This is a genomic window from Micromonospora sp. B9E7 (assembly GCF_039871815.1).
In the GTDB taxonomy this organism is placed as follows: Bacteria; Actinomycetota; Actinomycetes; order Mycobacteriales; family Micromonosporaceae; genus Micromonospora.
Genome location: NZ_JBDPLX010000001.1, coordinates 445,815 through 464,380, shown reverse-complemented (window position 1 = coordinate 464,380; position 18,566 = coordinate 445,815). Strand labels below are relative to the sequence as shown.

Annotated in this window: 10 protein-coding genes; 6 read left to right on the top strand and 4 right to left on the bottom strand. The window is 71.0% G+C overall.

Annotated elements, in window-relative coordinates:
* Positions 1-33: 33 nt before the first annotated feature.
* Together ABGB10_RS02010 and ABGB10_RS02005 are read right to left on the bottom strand one after the other, a co-directional pair.
* Positions 34-2,598 (bottom strand): LuxR C-terminal-related transcriptional regulator, encoded by a 2,565-nt coding sequence (locus tag ABGB10_RS02010; RefSeq protein ID WP_347659082.1) that lies wholly within the window; start codon positions 2,596-2,598, stop codon positions 34-36.
* A 5-nt stretch (positions 2,599-2,603) separates the two neighbouring features.
* Positions 2,604-3,869 (bottom strand): Hsp70 family protein, encoded by a 1,266-nt coding sequence (locus ABGB10_RS02005; protein WP_347659081.1) that lies wholly within the window; start codon positions 3,867-3,869, stop codon positions 2,604-2,606.
* A 298-nt stretch (positions 3,870-4,167) separates the two neighbouring features.
* Here ABGB10_RS02005 and ABGB10_RS02000 point away from each other — a divergent pair, with 298 nt between their 5' ends.
* From ABGB10_RS02000 to ABGB10_RS01990, 3 genes are all read left to right on the top strand, one after another.
* A complete protein-coding gene (locus tag ABGB10_RS02000) occupies positions 4,168-5,055 on the top strand; it encodes an IniB N-terminal domain-containing protein (RefSeq protein WP_347659080.1) in 888 nt (295 codons plus the stop codon).
* Between the two features lie 115 nt (positions 5,056-5,170).
* A complete protein-coding gene (locus tag ABGB10_RS01995) occupies positions 5,171-7,027 on the top strand; it encodes a dynamin family protein (RefSeq protein ID WP_347659233.1) in 1,857 nt (618 codons plus the stop codon).
* Positions 7,024-8,484: a hypothetical protein gene (locus tag ABGB10_RS01990; protein WP_347659079.1), complete on the top strand. Its 1,461-nt coding sequence runs from the start codon at positions 7,024-7,026 to the stop codon at positions 8,482-8,484. Before ABGB10_RS01995 ends, ABGB10_RS01990 begins: the two co-directional genes overlap by 4 nt.
* Before the next feature lie 49 nt (positions 8,485-8,533).
* Here ABGB10_RS01990 and ABGB10_RS01985 read toward each other — a convergent pair whose 3' ends face one another.
* Positions 8,534-8,824, bottom strand: a complete 291-nt coding sequence (locus tag ABGB10_RS01985; protein WP_347659078.1) for a DUF1540 domain-containing protein — start codon at positions 8,822-8,824, stop codon at positions 8,534-8,536.
* Positions 8,825-8,962: 138 nt separating this feature from the next.
* Positions 8,963-9,685 (bottom strand): DUF2470 domain-containing protein, encoded by a 723-nt coding sequence (locus ABGB10_RS01980; protein WP_347659077.1) that lies wholly within the window; start codon positions 9,683-9,685, stop codon positions 8,963-8,965.
* A gap of 50 nt (positions 9,686-9,735) precedes the next feature.
* Between ABGB10_RS01980 and rpsD the strand changes: the two genes are divergently transcribed.
* From rpsD to ABGB10_RS01965, 3 genes are all read left to right on the top strand, one after another.
* Positions 9,736-10,344, top strand: coding sequence for a 30S ribosomal protein S4 (rpsD, locus tag ABGB10_RS01975; RefSeq protein WP_347659076.1), 609 nt, complete (start codon positions 9,736-9,738; stop codon positions 10,342-10,344).
* 254 nt (positions 10,345-10,598) lie between these two features.
* Positions 10,599-14,534, top strand: a complete 3,936-nt coding sequence (locus ABGB10_RS01970) for a ThuA domain-containing protein (protein WP_347659075.1) — start codon at positions 10,599-10,601, stop codon at positions 14,532-14,534.
* An 86-nt stretch (positions 14,535-14,620) separates the two neighbouring features.
* On the top strand, positions 14,621-18,559 hold the full coding sequence (locus ABGB10_RS01965; protein WP_347659074.1) for a polysaccharide lyase family 8 super-sandwich domain-containing protein: 3,939 nt from the start codon (positions 14,621-14,623) through the stop codon (positions 18,557-18,559).
* Positions 18,560-18,566 lie beyond the last annotated feature (7 nt).

Below are 18,566 nucleotides of genomic sequence, written 5' to 3'. Positions count from 1 at the left end.
CCGCCCCGCTCGTTGCGGAGGCACGCGGGTGCCTCATCGGACGGCCCGCTGTGGCCACGGCTGCCCGGCCGTGTCGCTGGCCCGGTCGGCGACCATGGTGCGCAGCAGGGCCAGCAACTCGGTGCGGTTGGCGCAGTTCAGCCGGTTGCGCATGCGCGCCACGTGGTGTTCCACGGTCTTCGCCGAGATGAAGAGCCGGTCGCCGATCTCCCGATAGGTCAACCCGGCCAGCACCAGCTCGGCGACCTCGTACTCACGGTCGCTGAGCCCCTGCTGGGTGGGGGCGGCGACCCGTGCCGTGCTCGCGCCGGTCGCCGGTGTCTGCCCGCCGTGGCCGCCGGACGGTCGCCCCTGCAGCGCGCGGGCGCACTCCAGCAGGGCGGTCATCGCCCGTCGGTCCGCGGTGCGGATGGCGGCCTGGCCGGCGAGGCGCGCGCCGTCCCAGCACAACCCGGTGTCGTGCAGCCCTCGGGCGGCGGCCTCCACCCGGACCGGGTCGACGTCGCCCCGCAGCACCTCCACCCAGCTCTCCGCCGCGGCGGCGACCACCGCGGCGTACCGGCTGTGGTCGGCGGCGGCGAGCAGCGCGGCGACGTGTTCGTCGGCGACCGCCGGTTCGGCGGTCAGGATCGCGGCGTGCAGCCCGCTCCAGCGCAACGGCACACTCCACAGTGGGGGATCGCCGAGTCGGCCCAGCAACACCCGCCCCTGCAGCAGGTACGGCTCCAACCGGGCGAGGTCACCGAGCCGCGCGCCGGCGATGGCCAGCTCACCCAACGGCAACAGGTTGAACAGGTCGACGGGGTGCCGGACCACCGCCTCCAGCGCCTGCCCCCAGCCCCGCTTGAGTGCGCCCAGGTCACTGTTGCGCCGGCTGATGCCCATCCGGATCGCGGCGGCGAAGAGCAGGTCGCGTGACTCGAGTTGCCGCCCGTCGAGCGTGACCGTGGCGAGGCGTTCGGTCGCGGCGTGCGTGTCGCCCCGGACCATCAGGATCCAGGCCTGCAACAGCCGGTGGCGGCGCGCCATCAGCGGGCCACCGACACCGGCGGCCAGGGCCCGGTGCAGCACCCGCTCGGCGATCTCCAGCTCACCGCAGTGCACCGCCGTCAACGCGGCGAGCGCGGCCGGGCTGTCCGGTAGGAGTGCCGCCCGTCCGTCCGGTTCCAGCAGCGCGGCGGCCTGGACGAGGGCGGAGAGGGCGGCGGTCGGTGGGCCGGACACACTGTCGCGTACGCCGGTGGCCATCAGGCGGGCGGCGCTGGCGTGCATGGTCGGGGGTTCGCCGGTGGGGTCACCCGCCGGTGGCTCGGCCGCGACGCCGAGGTCGCCGATGGCGAGCCCGCCGACGGTGGCGAAGGCCGTCGCCGACGGGGTGCCCGCCCACCGGTACAGCTCCACGCTGCGCCCGACGTGACCTCGGTGCGCCAGCGCGGTCGCGGCCACCACGGCCGCCTCGCGACGGTCGGGTGGTGCGGCCGTGGCCAGCAGACGGTCCGCCAACCGGAGGGCGTCGTCGAGGTTGCCGGCGAGTGCGGCGGCGAGCGCCTGCTCGGCACCGGCCGGCCGCCCGGCTGCCGTGGCGGCAGCGAACAGTTCGGCGGCGAACGCCGGCTCGTCGGGCAGTGCCTCGTTCGCTGCGGCGGTCAGGGTCGGGACGGGGCAGTCGCCGAGTGCCCCGACCGCGAGCAGGGACCGGACCAGCGGCAGCACCGCACCACCGCGGGCGAGCTGCAACTCGGTGAGCCGGCGCCAGACGGCTGTCCGGTCGGTGGTGGGACTGAGCGTGGTGACGGCCCGCCGCACGATCGGCGCCAGCCGGCCGTCGGCGCCGAGCAGCCCGGCCGCCCTGGTCGTGGCGATCAGGTCGTCCACCGCCGCCGGTTCCCGGCCGAGGAGCGTGCCGAGCATGCTCACCGGCAGCGTCCCGCCCGCCGCCACGGCGAGCAGCAGCCGTCGTACGGCGGTGGGCTGGACGTCCAGGTCCGGTCCGAACTCGGCGACCACCGACCGGGGCGGGTTGACCACCGCGCCGGTCAGCTTCTCCGCGCCGGACAGGCCACGGGCCAGCCGTTCGACGTCCCGAGGCACGCCGCCGGTCTGCGTGTGGACGAAGTCGACCAGGTCGTCACGGTCGCCCAACTCCGGCGTGCGGGCGAGGTAGGTGGCGGTCTGTTCCCGGGTGAACGGCGTGAGGAGCACGGCCTGCCCGTCACGGCGCAGCGCGTCGACCAGTTCACTGAGCGCCGCCGACCGGGGCCACGGGCGGTGGGCGACCACCAGCCGGTGCCGGCGGGCGGCGACCAGGCGCAGCAGCACCTCGACGCGCGCGTCGTCGAGCAGGTGTGCGTCGTCGACCAGCACCAGGGTGTCGGGGTCGACCGCTTCGTCCGGTTGGGGGGCGACCGTGCGTACGGCGATTCCTGCGCGCTGGTGGACCCGCGCCAGTTCCGCCAGCAGCGCGGTCTTTCCGTGACCGCCCGGGCCGGCGATGCCGACGCTGAGCGGCCCGGCCGGGTCCTGCCCGACCGTGTCCAGCAGGACCTGCGGCCCCCGGTCCAGCGTCAACCCGGATTCGGCGATGTCGTTCATGATCATTGGGGTCATCCTTCGCGTCCCCGGCTGCGCGCCAACGCCAGGCGGGACGGTTTCGGCAGGTCCAGCGGGAGGACCCGGACCGGGGGCCGCGGTGGCGGATCGCCCGGGACGGTGGTGTCGTGGTGAGGGCGGCGGGGTGCCGGGAGGGTGGCCCGTCCGGCGCCGCTGACCGGGGCCGCGTCGCGGACCGGTGTCTGTCGGCGGGTGCGCGGCGACACCACCTGGCAGGCGGCCAGCGCCGCCCCGGTGGCGGCGGTCAACTGGGAGTCCGGCTCGACCTCGACGGGGACCGGAAGGGCCGCGCCGATCAGCTCGGTGACGAGCGGAACCCGGGTCGAACCGCCCGCCAGCAGGACACCGTCGAGCTGCTCCGGCGTCAGGTCGGCACTGCGCACGGCCCGCAGGAGAAGGTCGACGGTGACCTGCACCGTCGGGCGGATCATCTCCTCGAACTGGGCCCGGGTCACCGGAATCCGGGCCGGGCCGTTCGGTAGGGCGAGCACCACGTCGGCCGTCAGGTCGACGGTCAGCATCCGCTTGACCCGGTCGCACTCCGCGCGCAGCCCGCGCAACGCGGCCTGGGTGCCGCGGCGTGCGCCGGCGGCCAGCTCCCGGGCCAGCGCGGTACGGGTGTGCTCGGCCAACGCCTCGTCGAAGTCGGCCCCGCCGAGCGAGTCGAGCCCCTGCGGAGTGCCGAACGTCTCGTAGGTGCCACGCGGGGTGCGGCGCACCAACGCCGCCTCGAAGCTGTTGCCGCCCAGCGCGTAGACGACGGCAGTGCGGCCCGCGAACCCGCGGGCCGCGTGGCTCTCGGCAACCGTCACCGTGCGGGGCAGCAACGTCACGTTGCGCAGGCCGAAGCCCGACAGGGCCCGGTGCAGCACCTCCCGCCGGTAGGGGCGCCACCCCGCAGGGTGGCTGAGCACGATCGCCTCGGCCGGGCCCCCCTCCTGGGCGTGGACCCGTTCCACCACCCAGGCCGCCAACTCCGCGGTGAGCGTCTGCGGCGCGCAGGCCTCGCCGCCGAGCAGCAGAGGCACGTCGTCGCCGATGCGGTGGACGAAGTCGCGCGTGGTGCGGCTGCCGTCGTCGGTCGCGGGCTCGCCGACGTGCAGCGACCCGTCCTCCGACAGGCACAGCACCGACGGTACGAGGGTGGAGTCGACGTGCAGCGGGACGGCTTCGGGACGGGTCCAGGTGGTGCCGTGCAGGCGTGCGATCGCGGCGGCGGTGTTGGTGCTCCCGATGTCTATCCCCAGGACGTACGGCATCGTCTCTATCTCCCCCCGTGAGGTGGCCGCCGGTGGCGGAGGCGTCGGTGCTGCCGACGACCCACCCCCGGCGAAACCCGCGGGCTCCTACGTTCGTACCAGAGATCAGCCCCTGGTCGGGACCCTAATCTCGCCGGGACGGTTTCCCCCTGTCCCCCTAACGTACGAGGCGGCGAAGCCCCTAGTTCAACCGGCCCGGATTCGGGCTCAGCCCCGATGCCCGGGGAGGGGCCCCGCCCATAGCGTCACTGTCGACGTACGACACGTCGCCGACGCCAGATCCGAGGAGAACCAGCACATGGACTCGCACCAGACCCTCCACGACTTCGTGCTCGACCTGCTGACGAACCCCGACGCGCGGTCGGCCTTCGACCTCGACCCCGAGGGTGCGCTGCGCGGCGCGGGGCTCACCGACATCACCGCGGCGGACGTGCAGGACGTGGTGCCGCTGGTCGTCGACTACGCGCCGGGGCAGGGCCTCGGACCGCTGGCCCCGGCCGTCGGGCAGCTCGGCCTGGACCCGCTGCTCACCGACACCACCGACGTGGTGGGCCAGTTGCAGAGCGTGGCGCAGCAGATCAGCGTCACGAGTTCGCCCACCGGCGTGGATGTCAAGGCTGGTGTGCTCGGTGCCATCGCGGTCGACCCGTCGGCCGCCGCCGCCGGGATCACCGTGCTGCCGGGGGTGGGCCTGGGCGTCGGCCCGTACGGGCTCGACACCGACCTGGCCGGTGTCTCCGATGTGGCGTACACCCTCGACGCCGACGTGGTGCAGCCGGTCGACGCGATCGCGGACCCGGTCCTCGGTGACGTCACCGGCACCGTCGGCGACCCGAGCGGTCTGCTCGGTGTCACCGACTCGAACCTGATCGGCGGCGACCTGACCAATGGTGTCCTGTCCGGCACCCACGGTCAGATCGGCGGGGTCGTCAGCTCCCTCGGTGTCGACCACACCCTGGGCGGGCTGGGCCTCGGGCACGGCGACGGTGTCGTCGGCGGCGTGGTCCCGCCGCTCGACGTGCCGTCGGCGGTGGGCGGCGTGACGCACCAGGTGGACAGCATCCTCCCCGGTGTCACCGGCACGGTCGGTGACGTGACCGGTGGGGCCACCGATGGTGTGCTCGGCGGCGACTCGCACGCCTCGTCCGATCACGGGCTGCTGGGTATCACCGGCGGTCTGCTCTGACCCGGATCTCCGGTCGGAGCGGGGGACCGGATCGCCTCGGGCGGTCCGGTCCTCTCCGGTTCCCCATCCGGTCCCTCTTGATAATTGAGCCGAAATCCGCACACTTGGTGCGGTGATGGCCGGGATCTGGTTGGACGTGCTGGACGAGATCGCCCGCACGTGCAGTGCACACGGTCGTGGTGACCTCCTCCAGACGGTGCGGCAGAAGCGCGCCCAGCTGCTGGACCCGACGCTGCGCGTCCTGGTCATCGGCGAACCGAACCAGGGCAAGAGTCAGCTGATCAACGCGATCATCAACGCTCCGGCCTGCCCGGTCGGCGACGGCCGCACGACCGTCCTGCCGACCGTCGTGCGGCACGCCGACGCCCCGTGCGCAGCGGTGGCGCAGGCTCCGCCACCGGCTTCGGGCCGTCCCGCCGGCACCGCCGAGGCGGCGACCGTCGAGCGAACGCCGATGGCCCTCAACCAGGTCGCGGCGGGCGTGGCCGGAATGGTCGGTCGTCGCGCGGGCGGCGGCCCGGCGTACGTCGAGATCGGGGTGCCGCGCGCCCTGCTCGGTGCCGGGATGGTGCTGGTGGACACTCCCGGCACCGACGAGATCGCCGGGGTCGGCGGTGCCGCGTCGGTCGCTGCTCCCGCCCGCGCGGACATCGTGCTGCTGGTCTCCGATTCCACCCGTGAGCTGTCGGTCGCCGAGCTGAACATGGTGCTGCACGTCATGCGGTCACACCCGAACGTGGTCGTTGTGCAGAGCAAGACCGACCTGGTGGCCGACTGGCGTGCGGTCGCCGAACGCAACCGGCGACACCTGGTGGAGGCCGGCGTCCCGGCGACGCTGATCCCGGTCTCGGCGGCGCTGCGACTGCGCGCTGCTGCGGCTGACGACCGTGGCCTCAACGCCGAGTCCGGCTTTCCCGAGCTGATCGCCCGACTGCAGCGCGATCTGGCTGGCAAGGCCAACCACCTGGCCCGGGCATCGGTGCAGACGGTGGCCCGGGCGGTGGTGGAGCAGTTGGCCGCTCCGCTGCGCGCCGAGTTGGCGACCCAGGAGACCGAGGAGCAGTCCGGGCCGATCTCCCGGCTGCACGCGGCGCAGCGCGAGGTCGACGAGCTGCGCAGGTGTTCCACCCGCTGGCAGAACACGCTCAACGACGAGATCGCCGACCTGCTCTCCGATATCGAGTACGACCTTCGCGATCGGACGCGGGAGATCCTGCGCACGGTGGACGAGGCGTTCGACACGGCCGATCCGCTGGTCGCCTGGGACACCTTTCAGGACTGGCTGGAGCGGAGCCTCGTCGAGGCGGCCGAGGCGAACCACGAGTGGCTGATCCAGCGCTGCGACTGGATCGCCCGCCGGGTGGCCGCCAACTTCAACCGGTACGGCTACGACGTGCTGCCGCCCTGGTCGATGTCGATGCCGGACGACATCGGCGGGCGGCTGCCGGAGCTGCAACGGCCGACGATCGACAGGTTCACCACCGGCCAGAAGCTGTTCACCGGCATGAAGGGCTCGTACGGTGGCATGCTGATGTTCGGTCTGGCGACCACCCTGGCCGGAATGCCGATGATCAACCCGGTCTCGGTCGGCATCGGGGCGCTCTTCGGTGGCAAGAGCATCCGCGACGAGAGCAAGCAGTTGCTCCGTCGTCGCCAGGCGACCGTCAAGTCCAGCATCCAGCGCCACGTCGACGATGTCTTCGTCCGGATCACCCGGGACTGCCGGGACGCCGTACGCCAGGTGCAGCGGATGTTGCGCGACCACTTCACGGGGCTGACCGAGGAGTTGCAGGAGGCCATCGTCCAGTCGTTCCGCAGTGCGAAGCAGGAGGCCGACACCGATGCCTCGCTGCGTGAGCAACGACAGCGCGAGATCCGGCTGAAGATGACCCGACTGGCTGCGCTCTACGAGCAGGCGCAGCAGTTGACCGGCGCTCGGTCCGCCCCGCTGCTGTTGGAGCCGCAGGCATGACGGTGGGGCTGCGGCTGGACGAGGCGGCGTGGGGGTTGCTGCACCAGGCCATAGGCCTCTACCAGGACGACCCGCGCGTCGTGGGGCAGCTGCGGCATCAGGTGGCCCGGTTGGAGCAACCACTGCGCATCGCGGTCGCGGGCCCGTGGCGATCCGGCAAGTCGACTGTGGTCAACGCGCTGATGGGCGAGGAGGTCGCACCGGTCGAGCGGGCCGACGGCGTCTTCACCTGGTACGAGGACGGCCCGGTGCCGCGCGCCACCGCGTACCCGTCCGGTCAGCCCCCGCAGGAGCTGGCGGTGGTGAAGTCGGCCACCGGGCTGAAGGTGGATCTCGGCTGGGACACCGGCGACGTACGCGACATCGTCGTGCAGTGGCCGACGCGGGCGCTGCGGCAGATCACGCTGATCGACACTCCGGCGGTCAACGGTGACGTCGAGCAGGGCCGGGCGTCCCTGTTGGAGCGGGTGCTGCGGGACTCGGACGCGGTGTTGTACCTGACCCGGGACGGGCGTGACAGTGATCTGCGGGTGCTGGAGGCGGCCCGGGACGGCGCCGTCGGACAGGCCGCCCCGGTCAACGTGATCATGGTGCTGTCCCGGGCGGACGAGACCGGGGGAGGCCGGATCGACGGTCTGCTCACCGCCCGCCAACTCGCTCGACGGCAGTACCGCGATCCGCGGGTGAGCGCGCTCAGCGTCAACGTGGTGGCGTGCAGTGGGATGCTCGGGCTGGCGGGCAGGATGCTCGGCGAGTCGGACTTCGCGGCGCTCGCGGCCCTGGCCCGCGTGCCCCGCGCGGAGCTGGACGCCCACCTGATCTCGGCCGATCGCTTCCTCCGGGGCGAGTTGCCGGTGCGGCTGGACACCGAGGTGCGCGCCGCGCTGCTGGACCGGTTCGGGATCTTCGGTGTCCGGCTGGCGGCCACCCTGGTCCGAAGTGGTTTCGACAGTCGGGTCAAGCTCTCCGCCGAGCTGATCCGGCGCAGCGGTCTCACCGAGTTGCGCGAGTCGGTGACCCGCTGCTTCATCGACCGCCGTGACGCGCTGAAGGCCCGCTCCGCGCTGGCCGCGGTGGAGGCGTTGCTGCGGGCCGAGCCTGCCCGGGGTTCGGACGAGCTGGTCGGCGCGATCGAGCAGATCCTCGCCGGAGCGCACGAGTTCCGGGAGCTGCGCCTGCTGGTGGCGCTGCGCAACACCCGGCTCGGGTTCGACGTGGAGTTGGCCGGCGAGGCGCAGCGGCTGGTCGGGGGCAACGGGGTGGGCCTCGCCGCCCGGCTCGGTGTCGAGCACGAGGCGACCGCGCAGCGGCTCTGGGAGGTCGCCGCCGACGCGCAGTGGCGGTGGCGGGACCGGGCCGAGGACCCGTTGCTTCCGCTGGCACAGCGGCGCGGGGCGCAGGTCGTCGTCCGAAGCTGCGAGGGAATGATCGCCGAGCTGGTCGCGGGCGGTCGCTGAGCTCAGACGCGGCCGGGGGCAGCCGTCCCGGCCGCCCCCGTCTGCTCGCTCAGCGCGGTTGGTACGTCTGGCAGTCGGCGATGTCCTGCCCCGGGCCCACCCGGATGGACGGCGCGTGGCACTCCAGCTCGGCGTTGTGCTGGCAGTCGCTGCGCTTACAGGCCCCGACCTGGGCGATGACCCGGTCCAGCCCGCCCTTGGCCGACGTGTCGATGAACGTCGCGCAGTTGGCGTTCTCCTGCCCGATGGTGATGGCGAACGCGTGGCAGCCGTCGTGGTTGTAGCCGCAGTCGGTGACGGTGCACTCGTGGACCCGCGGCATCTCCAGCATGTCAGTCATCAGCGCTCTCGCTTTCGTCGGTGGTGCCGGGTAATCCCAGTACCCGGCGCCGACGGGACAATTCCCCAGCGGCTGCCCCTTTTGCAGGTATTTTGCATAGGCCAGGCTTGCCTAACCGCAACGATCGTCTTCGGTCATTCAGTGCACACGTCGGGTCCGACAGCCGTGCGCCTGGTGAAGCAGCGCCTTGATCTCGGCCCCGAGTTGGTCCGGATGCCGAAGGGGTGCACCGAAGCTCAGCCGGACGTCACGGTCACCCCTGGCCAGCTCCAACCGGAGCACGACGCCGTGGCGGTCCAGTCGCACCGGCCGGACCTGGCGGACGCCCTGCAGTTGCCGGGCGGGTACCAGGCGGCACAGCCGTTCGACGGTCTGCGGGTGGTGGTGGTCGAGGTGGCAGAGCAGGTCGGCCTCGGCGGCGGCCAGTGGGTCGGGCCGGGCGGCGGCGAACGCGTCCGGGTCGACGCCTGTGGTGCGTCCGTCGACAGTCAACTCGGCGGTGGCGAGGTCGAGGACCGCGACCAGTCCCTGATCACTCTCGGTCGTGGCGGGCTCAATCGCCAGCCAGCCGGTGAGAGTGCCGCGCCCGCGGACCCGGTTGCGCACCGGGGTGGGCGCCAAGTCGGTCACCTCGACCATCGCCACCGTCTCCCGGTGTTGCGTGAGGTGGTCGGTCAGGTGGCTCCTGGCCGGTAGTTCCATCCGCAACCGCCCGTCGCTCGACACGGCGTGCCGTCCGGCGACGTACGCCTCGATGCCCGGGATGCGCAGGGTGAGGGAATCGGCTGCGACGAGCATCGACCGGAGTCGCGCGGCCGCGTCGTCGGTGGAGTCCGCCGTGCTGGTCGAGGGCTTGCTCAAGGCGATCATCTCCTAATAAGGTTAGGCTTACCTTACTTGAGAGGTGAAGGATGAATCAGACCCGTCCCAAGGTCAAGCGCTCCCGTGCCCTGGGCATCGCGCTGACCCCGAAATGTGTGCGCTACTTCGAACGCCGTCCGTTCCCTCCGGGGCAGCACGGCCGGGCTCGACGCACCACCAGCGACTACAAGGTCCGGCTGCTGGAGAAGCAGCGGCTCAAGGCGCAGTACGACCTGCACGAGGGGCAGTTGCGGCGCGCGTTCGACCGCGCCGTGCGCCGGCCGGGGAAGACCGGCGAGGAGCTGATCGTCGAGCTGGAGAGTCGGTTGGACGCCCTGGTGCTGCGCGCCGGTCTTGCCCGCACCATCTACCAGGCGCGCCAGGTCGTCACGCACCAGCACGTCACGGTGAATGGCCGCCGCGTGGACCGGCCGTCCGCGCGGTTGCAACCCGGTGACGTCATCGCCGTGGCGGAAGGCAGCCGAGGCAAGGCTCCCTTCGTCGTCGCGGCGGCCGGGGCGCACGCTCCGGAACGTCCCGCTCCCTATCTCGACGTCACTCTGTCCGGCCTGACCGCTCGCCTGGTCCGGCTTCCGCTGCGGTCGGAGGTTCCGGTCGTCTGCGACGAGCAGCTCGTCGTCGAGTACTACTCGCGCTGAGCGCGAGTGGACGACCGCGTGGAGGGGTCCCGACCGCTCCGGGGCCCTCCACGCGCGGATCGCGACCCGAAAACCGTTATTCGATCTTGTGTTGCACAGTCGTCCTTGACCTGCGGAGATAACGCTCTCACGGATGGTGGGGAAGTGCTTGACGCGCCCGTGATCGGGACGCAACGATGCATTCACATGTCTCGTCCCACCACCGCCTGGCGTGATCGGCGCACGCCGTCCCCGCACCGCGAAAGGACCCCACTGTGCGCAGATCCCTGAGATCGTGGCTCGGCATCGCGCTGAGCACGATCCTCGTGGCGGGCGGCATCGTCGCCGCGCCACCCACGGCCAGCGCCGCACCGTTCACCGTGCTGGTCTTCAGCAAGACCGCCGGATTCCGGCACGGATCGATCACGCCCGGCATCGCCGCCATCCAGCAGCTCGGCGCGGCCAACGGCTTCACCGTCGAGGCCACCGAGGACGCCGCCCAGTTCACCGACGCCAACCTCGACCGGTTCGCCGCCGTGATCTGGCTGTCCACCACCGGCGACGTGCTCAACGCCGCCCAACAGGCCGCGTTCGAGCGCTACATCACCGGCGGCGGCGGCTACGTCGGCGTGCACTCCGCCTCCGACACCGAGTACGACTGGCCCTGGTACGGCGGGCTGGTCGGGGCGTACTTCGCCTCGCACCCCGCCGAGCAGACCGTCACCGTCAAGGTCGCCGACCAGGTGCACCCGTCCACCGCGACGCTGCCGCAGCGGTGGAGCCGCTTCGACGAGCTGTACAACTACCGGACCAACCCCCGGGGCAACGTGCACGTGCTGGCCACCCTGGACGAGACCACCTACACCGGCGGCAGCATGGGCGCCGACCACCCGATCTCCTGGTGCCAGAACTACTCCGGCGGCCGAGCCTGGTACACGGGTCTGGGCCACACCGACGCGTCGTACAGCGAGGCGAACTTCCGCCAGCATCTGCTCGGCGGCATCAGGACCGCGGCCGGAGAGGTCGATGCCGACTGCGGGGGCACCGTCAACAGCAGCTTCCAACAGGTGGAGCTGGCCAAGGGCGCGGCCGAGACCGGTGAGCCGATGAGCCTCACCGTCCTGCCCGACCGGGGCGTGCTGCACACCTCCCGCAACGGCGTGATCCGGCACACCGACGCCAACGGCAACACCAAGATCGCCGCCACCCTGCCGGTCTACACCGGCGACGAGGAGGGCCTGCAGGGCATCAAGGCCGACCCCAACTTCGCCACCAACCGCTGGGTGTACGCGTTCTACGCCCCACCACTGAGCACACCGGGTGGCGGCGCCCCGGCCACCGGTACCCCGGCCGACTTCGCCGTCTGGGACGGCGTCAACCGGCTGGCCCGGTTCACCGTCAACGCGGACAACACCATCAACCTGGCCAGCGAGACGCTGATCCTCAACGTGCCGACCAGTCGGGGCATGTGCTGCCACGTCGGCGGTGACATGGACTTCGACGCGGCGGGCAACCTCTACCTGTCCACCGGCGACGACACCAACCCGTTCGACTCGGCCGGCTTCACGCCGATCGACGAGCGCGCCGGGCGCAACCCGGCGTTCGACGCGCAGCGCACCTCGGCCAACAGCAACGACCTGCGGGGCAAGGTGCTCCGGATCAAGCCGAGCGCGGCCGGTGGCTACACCATCCCAGCCGGCAACATGTTCGCCCCGGGCACCGCGCGGACCCGCCCGGAGATCTACGCGATGGGCTTCCGCAACCCGTTCCGGATGAGTGTGGACAAGGCCACCGGCATCGTCTACCTCGGCGACTACGGCCCCGACGCGGGCACCGCCGACCCGAACCGCGGCCCGGCGGGCAACGTCGAGTTCGCCCGGATCGACCGGCCCGGCTTCTACGGCTGGCCCTACTGCACCGCCCGCAACGACGCGTACAACGACTACACCTTCCCGTCCGGACCGTCCGGGGCGAAGTTCAACTGTGCGGGCGGGCCGGTGAACAACTCGCCCAACAACACCGGCATCACCCAGCTCCCGCCGGCCATCCCGGCCTGGCTGCCGTACGGCGGCTCCGGCTCGCCGCCGGAGTTCACCGGCGGCGGTCTGTCGCCGATGGGCGGCCCGGTCTACCGGTACGACCGCAACAACACCTCACCCGTGGCGTTCCCCGAGTACTACGACGGGACCTACTTCGCCGGTGAGTTCGGTCGCCGCTGGATCAAGAACATCAAGCTCGACTCGACCGGCCAGCCGCTGAAGATCAACCCGTTCCCGTGGACCGGCACCCAGGTCATGGACATGGAGTTCGGGCCGGACGGGGCGCTCTACGTGCTCGACTACGGCACCGGCTGGTTCAACGGCGACGCCAACTCGGCGCTCTACCGCATCGAGTACGCCCGCGAGGGCAGAGCACCCGTCGCGAAGGTGTCGGCAACCCCGACCAGCGGCACCGCGCCGCTGACCGTGGCCTTCTCCTCGGCCGGCACCCTCGACCCGGACGGTGATCCGTTCACCTACGCCTGGGACTTCGACAACAACGGCAGCACCGACTCGACGGCGGCGAACCCGAGCTTCACGTACACCACCAACGGGACCCGCAGCCCGACGCTCACCGTCCGGGACACCACCGGCAAGACGGCCACCGCGAGCGTGGTCGTCACGGTCGGCAACAGCGCCCCGGTGGTCACCGTGAACACCCCGTTGAACGGGCAGACCTTCACCTTCGGGGACGCGGTGCCGTTCTCCGTCACCGTCACCGACGCCCAGGACGGCGCGATCAACTGTGCCCGCGTCAAGGTGAACTACGTCCTCGGCCACGACTCGCACGGCCACCAGCTCGGCAGCGTGCAGGGCTGCACCGGGGTCATCCAGACGTCGGCCGACGGCGAGCACGACACGGCGGCGAACATCTTCGGCATCATCGACGCCGAGTACACCGACCTTGGTGGCGGCGGCCAACCGCCGCTGACCACGCACACCCAGGCGGTGCTGCAACCGCGGGTACGCCAGGCCGAGCACTTCGGTGACTCGTCCGGCATCCAGATCGTCGCCGGGGCGGCGGGGCACGGCGGCGCGGCGGTCGGCTACGTCGACAACAACGACTGGATCTCGTTCCGCCCCTACAACCTGACCGGCGTGCAGTCCTTCAGCGCCCGGGTCGGCGCGCCGGCCGGCGGTGGCGGCACGTTGGAGTTGCGGGTCGACTCACCCACCGGGCCGCTGGTCGGCTCGGCCACCGTGGTTCCCACCGGCGGGTACGCCAACTTCGCCACGGTCACCGGCGGGGTCACCGCCCCGACCGGCACCCGGATGTTGTTCCTGGTCTTCAAGGGCACCGGCCCGTACTTCGACATCGACGAGTTCACCCTCTCCACCAGCCCCGGCGGACCCGGGCCGGACCCGGACCCCGATCCCGAGCCGGGCACCAACCTGGCCCGGGGCAAGCCGGCGCGGGCGTCCAGCTTCGAGGGCGCGTTCGTCGCGGCCAACGCGTTCGACGGCGTGGCCGGAACCCGCTGGGGCAGTGCGTTCAGTGACCCGCAGTGGATCGACGTGGACCTCGGTGCCACGTACTCGGTCAACCGGGTCAAGCTGACCTGGGAGGCGGCGTACGGCAGCGGTTACCAGATCCAGACCTCGCCGGACGGGGTCAACTTCACCACGATCCGTACGGTGACCGGCGGCGACGGCGGGGTGGACGATCTGACCGGGCTCAGTGGGTCCGGCCGGTACATCCGGCTCCTCGGCACCACCCGGGGTACCGCCTGGGGCTACTCGCTGTTCGAGTTCGAGGTGTACGGCGGCACCGGCGGCCCGACCGGCGGCAACCTGCTGCTCAACAAGCCCACGTCGACCTCCAGCAACGAGGGCGCCGATGTGACCGGCGCCCAGGCGGTCGACGGCAGCCTCACCACCCGCTGGTCGAGTACGTTCTCCGACCCGCAGTGGATCCGCGTCGACCTCGGCAGTCCCACCGCGATCGGTCGGGTCAAGCTGAGCTGGGAGGCGGCGTACAGCAGCGCGTACCAGATCCAGACCTCGAACGACGGCACCACCTGGACCACCGTGAAAGCGGTGACCGGCGCAGACGGTGGGGTGGACGAGCACACCGCACTCGGTGCCAACGGCCGCTACCTGCGGATCAACGGCACCGCCCGGGGCACCGGATACGGGCACTCGCTCTGGGAGGTGGAGGCCTACACGAGCTGAACCACCACCACTGACGTGGCCGGCACGGGCCTCCGTGCCGGCCACGCCGTTGCTAGGCTCCGCCCAATTTCACGGGGGAGAAGCTCATGGGTGTCCGCTTTCGACAGTCGAGTTGGGGTCACCGGCACCCCAGGGTGCTGCTGCTCGTTCTCATCCTGCTGGTATCCGGCGCGGCCCAGGCGGTGGCGGCGCCCGCCCGTGCGGCGAGCGACGTGGAGACCGTTCGCCACCGCTGGCTACAACTGTTGACCGACAGTGACACGAACCACGCCGGTGATGACCGCTACAAAGGCCGCCTCCCCGATGCTTCCCAGACGCAGCGCTACATCGACAGCATCGATCCGCTGGCCGTGTCGGACGCGGACAATCCCGAACACGGCCGGCTGTGGCCGGCCGAGTTCGACTACGACACCACGGCGGGCGTGTCCAGGTCGGTCGATCGGCTGGCACAGATGGCCACCGCCTACGCCACGCCGGGGACCACGCTCACCGGCGACGCAGCGCTGGCCGACGCGACGGTCGGCGGCCTGAACGCGCTCGTCGACACGTTCCCGAACAGTGCTGCCGAGCTGCCGCTGCCGCATCCCGCCGCGGAGTGGTACGACTGGGAGATCGCCATCCCCAAGCAGATCGTCAACATCGCGGTGATGATGTGGGGGCATCCGAGACTTGCCGTGCAGGACTACCTCTCGGCCATCGAGGTGCTCACGCCGACCTGTACGCGGTCCGGCCGCAGCACCAACGCCAATGACTACGCCGAACCGAGCCGTGGCGCGAACCGCATCTGGAAATGCACCACCGAGGTCATGATGGGAGTCCTGGCCAACGACGTTGCGGCCATCACCACGGCACGGAACAACGCCCTGGAGACGATGGCGACCGTGCAGGTCGGCGAGGGCATCTATGACGACGGCTCCTTCATCCAGCACGGCCGGCATCCGTACAGCGGCGGTTACGGCACCTCGATGGCCCAGACGTACGCGGAGCTGATCTACGCCCTGAGTGGCTCACCCTGGGCGATCGCCAGCACCGCCAGCACCGCGTTCGCCGACTGGCTGCGCGACGGCCTGCGGCCGCTGGTGTACCGCGGTGCCGGCACCCCCGGCGTGCGGGGGAGGGAGATCGCGCGGGCCGGGACGGGAAGGCGCGGCGATCCCGCCGGGACCAGCATCAGCAACCACCAGTCCGGGCACGGTCTCACGCGGGCGGCACTCGTCCTGGCCGAGGCAGTGCCCGCGACCGAAGCACTGCAACTGCGCCGCATGGCGAAGGGTCTGATCAGCGGCGACACCTTCGCGCCCTACCCGAACAGCTACTTCCTTTCGCTCTTCACGCTGGCGCGGGCCTACGCGGTGATCGACGACGTCGCTGTGGTAGGCGAGGTGGATCTGGTCGCCACGAAGGTGTACGCCGGCATGGACCAGGTCACCCACCAGCGGCCCGGTTACATGGCTGGGGTGAGCATGTTCTCCAACCGGATCCTCGACTACGAGACCCTCGGCCAGAACCCGCGCGGATGGTTCACCCGGTACGGCATGACGCAGCTGATCCTGCCGAACGACCTGGGCCAGTACGACGACGCCTACTGGCCGACGGTGGACGCCACCCGTCTGCCCGGCACGACCGTCTCCACTGCGGCCCGGTCCACAGCGCACCCCACCGGTGTGCCGTCCACGGCGAGTTGGGTCGGCGGCGCGTCGCTCGACGACCGGTACGCCTCGGTCGGCATGGACCTGCGCGACCCGTTCTCGGACCTCACGGCGAAGAAGTCCTGGTTCCTCTACGACAACGAGATCGTCGCGCTCGGCGCCGGCATCACCGGTACCGGCACCATCATCACCACGGTGGACCAGCGGCGGGTGAGTGGTGCCGAGGCGCTGACCATCAACGGGACAGCACGCTGCGCCACCAACGGCAGCACCGAGGTCATCAGTGGCGCGACGAACGCCCACCTGAGTGGCCAGGACATCGGCTACTACTTCCCGGGCGGGGTGACCCTGCACTGCAAGCGCGAGCTCCGAAGCGGCGCCTGGAAGGCGATCGACCCGGGTGGCAGCGCGACGTCGCACCTGCGCGCGTACGTGTCCCTCTGGATCGACCACGGCACGAACCCGTCGAACGCCTCGTACAGCTACGTGCTGCTGCCCGGGGCTGCCGCACAGCAGACCGCCGATTACGCGGCGAATCCGCAGATCCGCGTGCTGCGCAACGAGAAGACGATCCAGGCGGTCCAGCAGAACGCGCTCGACGTCATCGGCGTCAACTTCTGGCAGCCCCGAGTGACCCAGCGGCTGGACGCGTGGGGCGAAGCATCGTTCCTCACGGTCGACGACGCTGCTTCGGTGGTGCTCCAACGCACGCCCACCACCATGAGGGTCGCCGCGGCCGATCCGACCCAGCGTCGTACGGGCGCGCTGCACATGAAGTTGAACACTCCCAGCGGGGGCCTCGTGTCAGGGTCGCCCGGGGTACGGCTGCTGCAGACGGTGCCGGCGATCCTGAGCGTGACCTCCTTCCAGAGCGGCGGCGCCACCGAGACCGCGGTGGTGGCGACCGACCCGCAGGTACTGCGTCCGACGGCCGACGCGATGGTCTGGAAGGACAACGGCGACGAGAACTACGGCGGCACCGGTCTGGTCGTGAAGAGCACCGGCGACGGCTGGACGCGGCACAGCTACCTCAAGTTCGACCTGGCCGGTGTGGACCCAGCCGACATCGCCAGCGCGACCTTGCGGATGTACGGCAGCAACACGACCTGCACCGGATGCACCACCGACCTGATGGTCCAATCGGCCGACGACGACTGGCGCGAGGAGAAGCTGACCTGGAACAATGCTCCCCTCCCGGAGGGAGGCCCGGTCGGCAACCTCGCGGTCGGCACGACACCCGCGTACGCCAGCGGCGACGTCACCAGCCATGTCCGGGAGCAGGCGGCCGGTGACGGGGTGGTCACCTTCGTGTTGAGCGAGCCGGCGCGGACCGGCGACTTCGTGCTGCTCAACAACAGGGAGGCCCCGACCGGTCAGCCGGAGCTCATCCTGACTTCTCGGGGACCACAGGTGGACAACTGGCAGCAGCCGAACGCCAGGACCATCCCCATCGGCGACACCTGGGTCGATTCAGGCGTGCCTGGCGAAGCCTATGGCCAGTCACCCGTGAACGCCGTCAAACACACCACCACTCGACAGAGGGCCACCTATCTGACCTTCGACATCGCGCAGTACGGCGAGATCGAGTACGCCAAACTGCAGTTCCACGCGCGGGTGACCGACGCCGTCCCTGCTGCGGACAGGGTGGTCGTCTCCGAGACCGGCGATGCCTGGAACGAGGGTCTGGTCAGCTGGAACAGCAGGCCCGCTCCCGGCGCGACCCTGAAGACGTTGAACGTGTCCGTGGACGGCGGCATGGTGGAGCTGGACGTGACCGACTATCTCCGGCGCAACGCCGCCGACGGACGGGCCTCCTTCGCGATCACCGGCGATCCGGCGGGGAGCAACAAGTACATCGGCATCACCTCTCGGGAGAGTGCGGTGAACCCGCCGGAACTGATCCTCCGAGCCGAGCACGCCGACCGGCCGGCGCTCGCGGACACCTACGTCGACGCTGCCAGTCCGGCGGCGGCCCATGGCAGCGGGGCCACGCTCGCGGTCGACACCGGCAATCGCGTGGGTCTGCTGCGGTACAGCCTCGCCGGGGTGGCCGACATGAACCGGGTCGCCGTCAACGTGTACGTCAGTCAGTGCGCCACGCAGCCGGTGACGCTCAGGGTCAACGGCGGCGCGGACGGCGGATGGACAGAGAGTGGGACGTCCTGGAACACCCGGCCGTCGGCGACGGTGACATCGCTGCGAGAGGTGACCTGCACCGGCGACAGTCCTCACGTGTCCATCGATGTCACTGGCTTCGCGATAGCGCAGTGGTTCGGTGATCAGAGTTTGAGCCTGCAGGTCACCGCCGACCGCCCCGTCACCATCGGGAGCAGGGAGTCGGCCAACCCGCCGACGCTGACCATCAAGACCAGCTGATTCGACC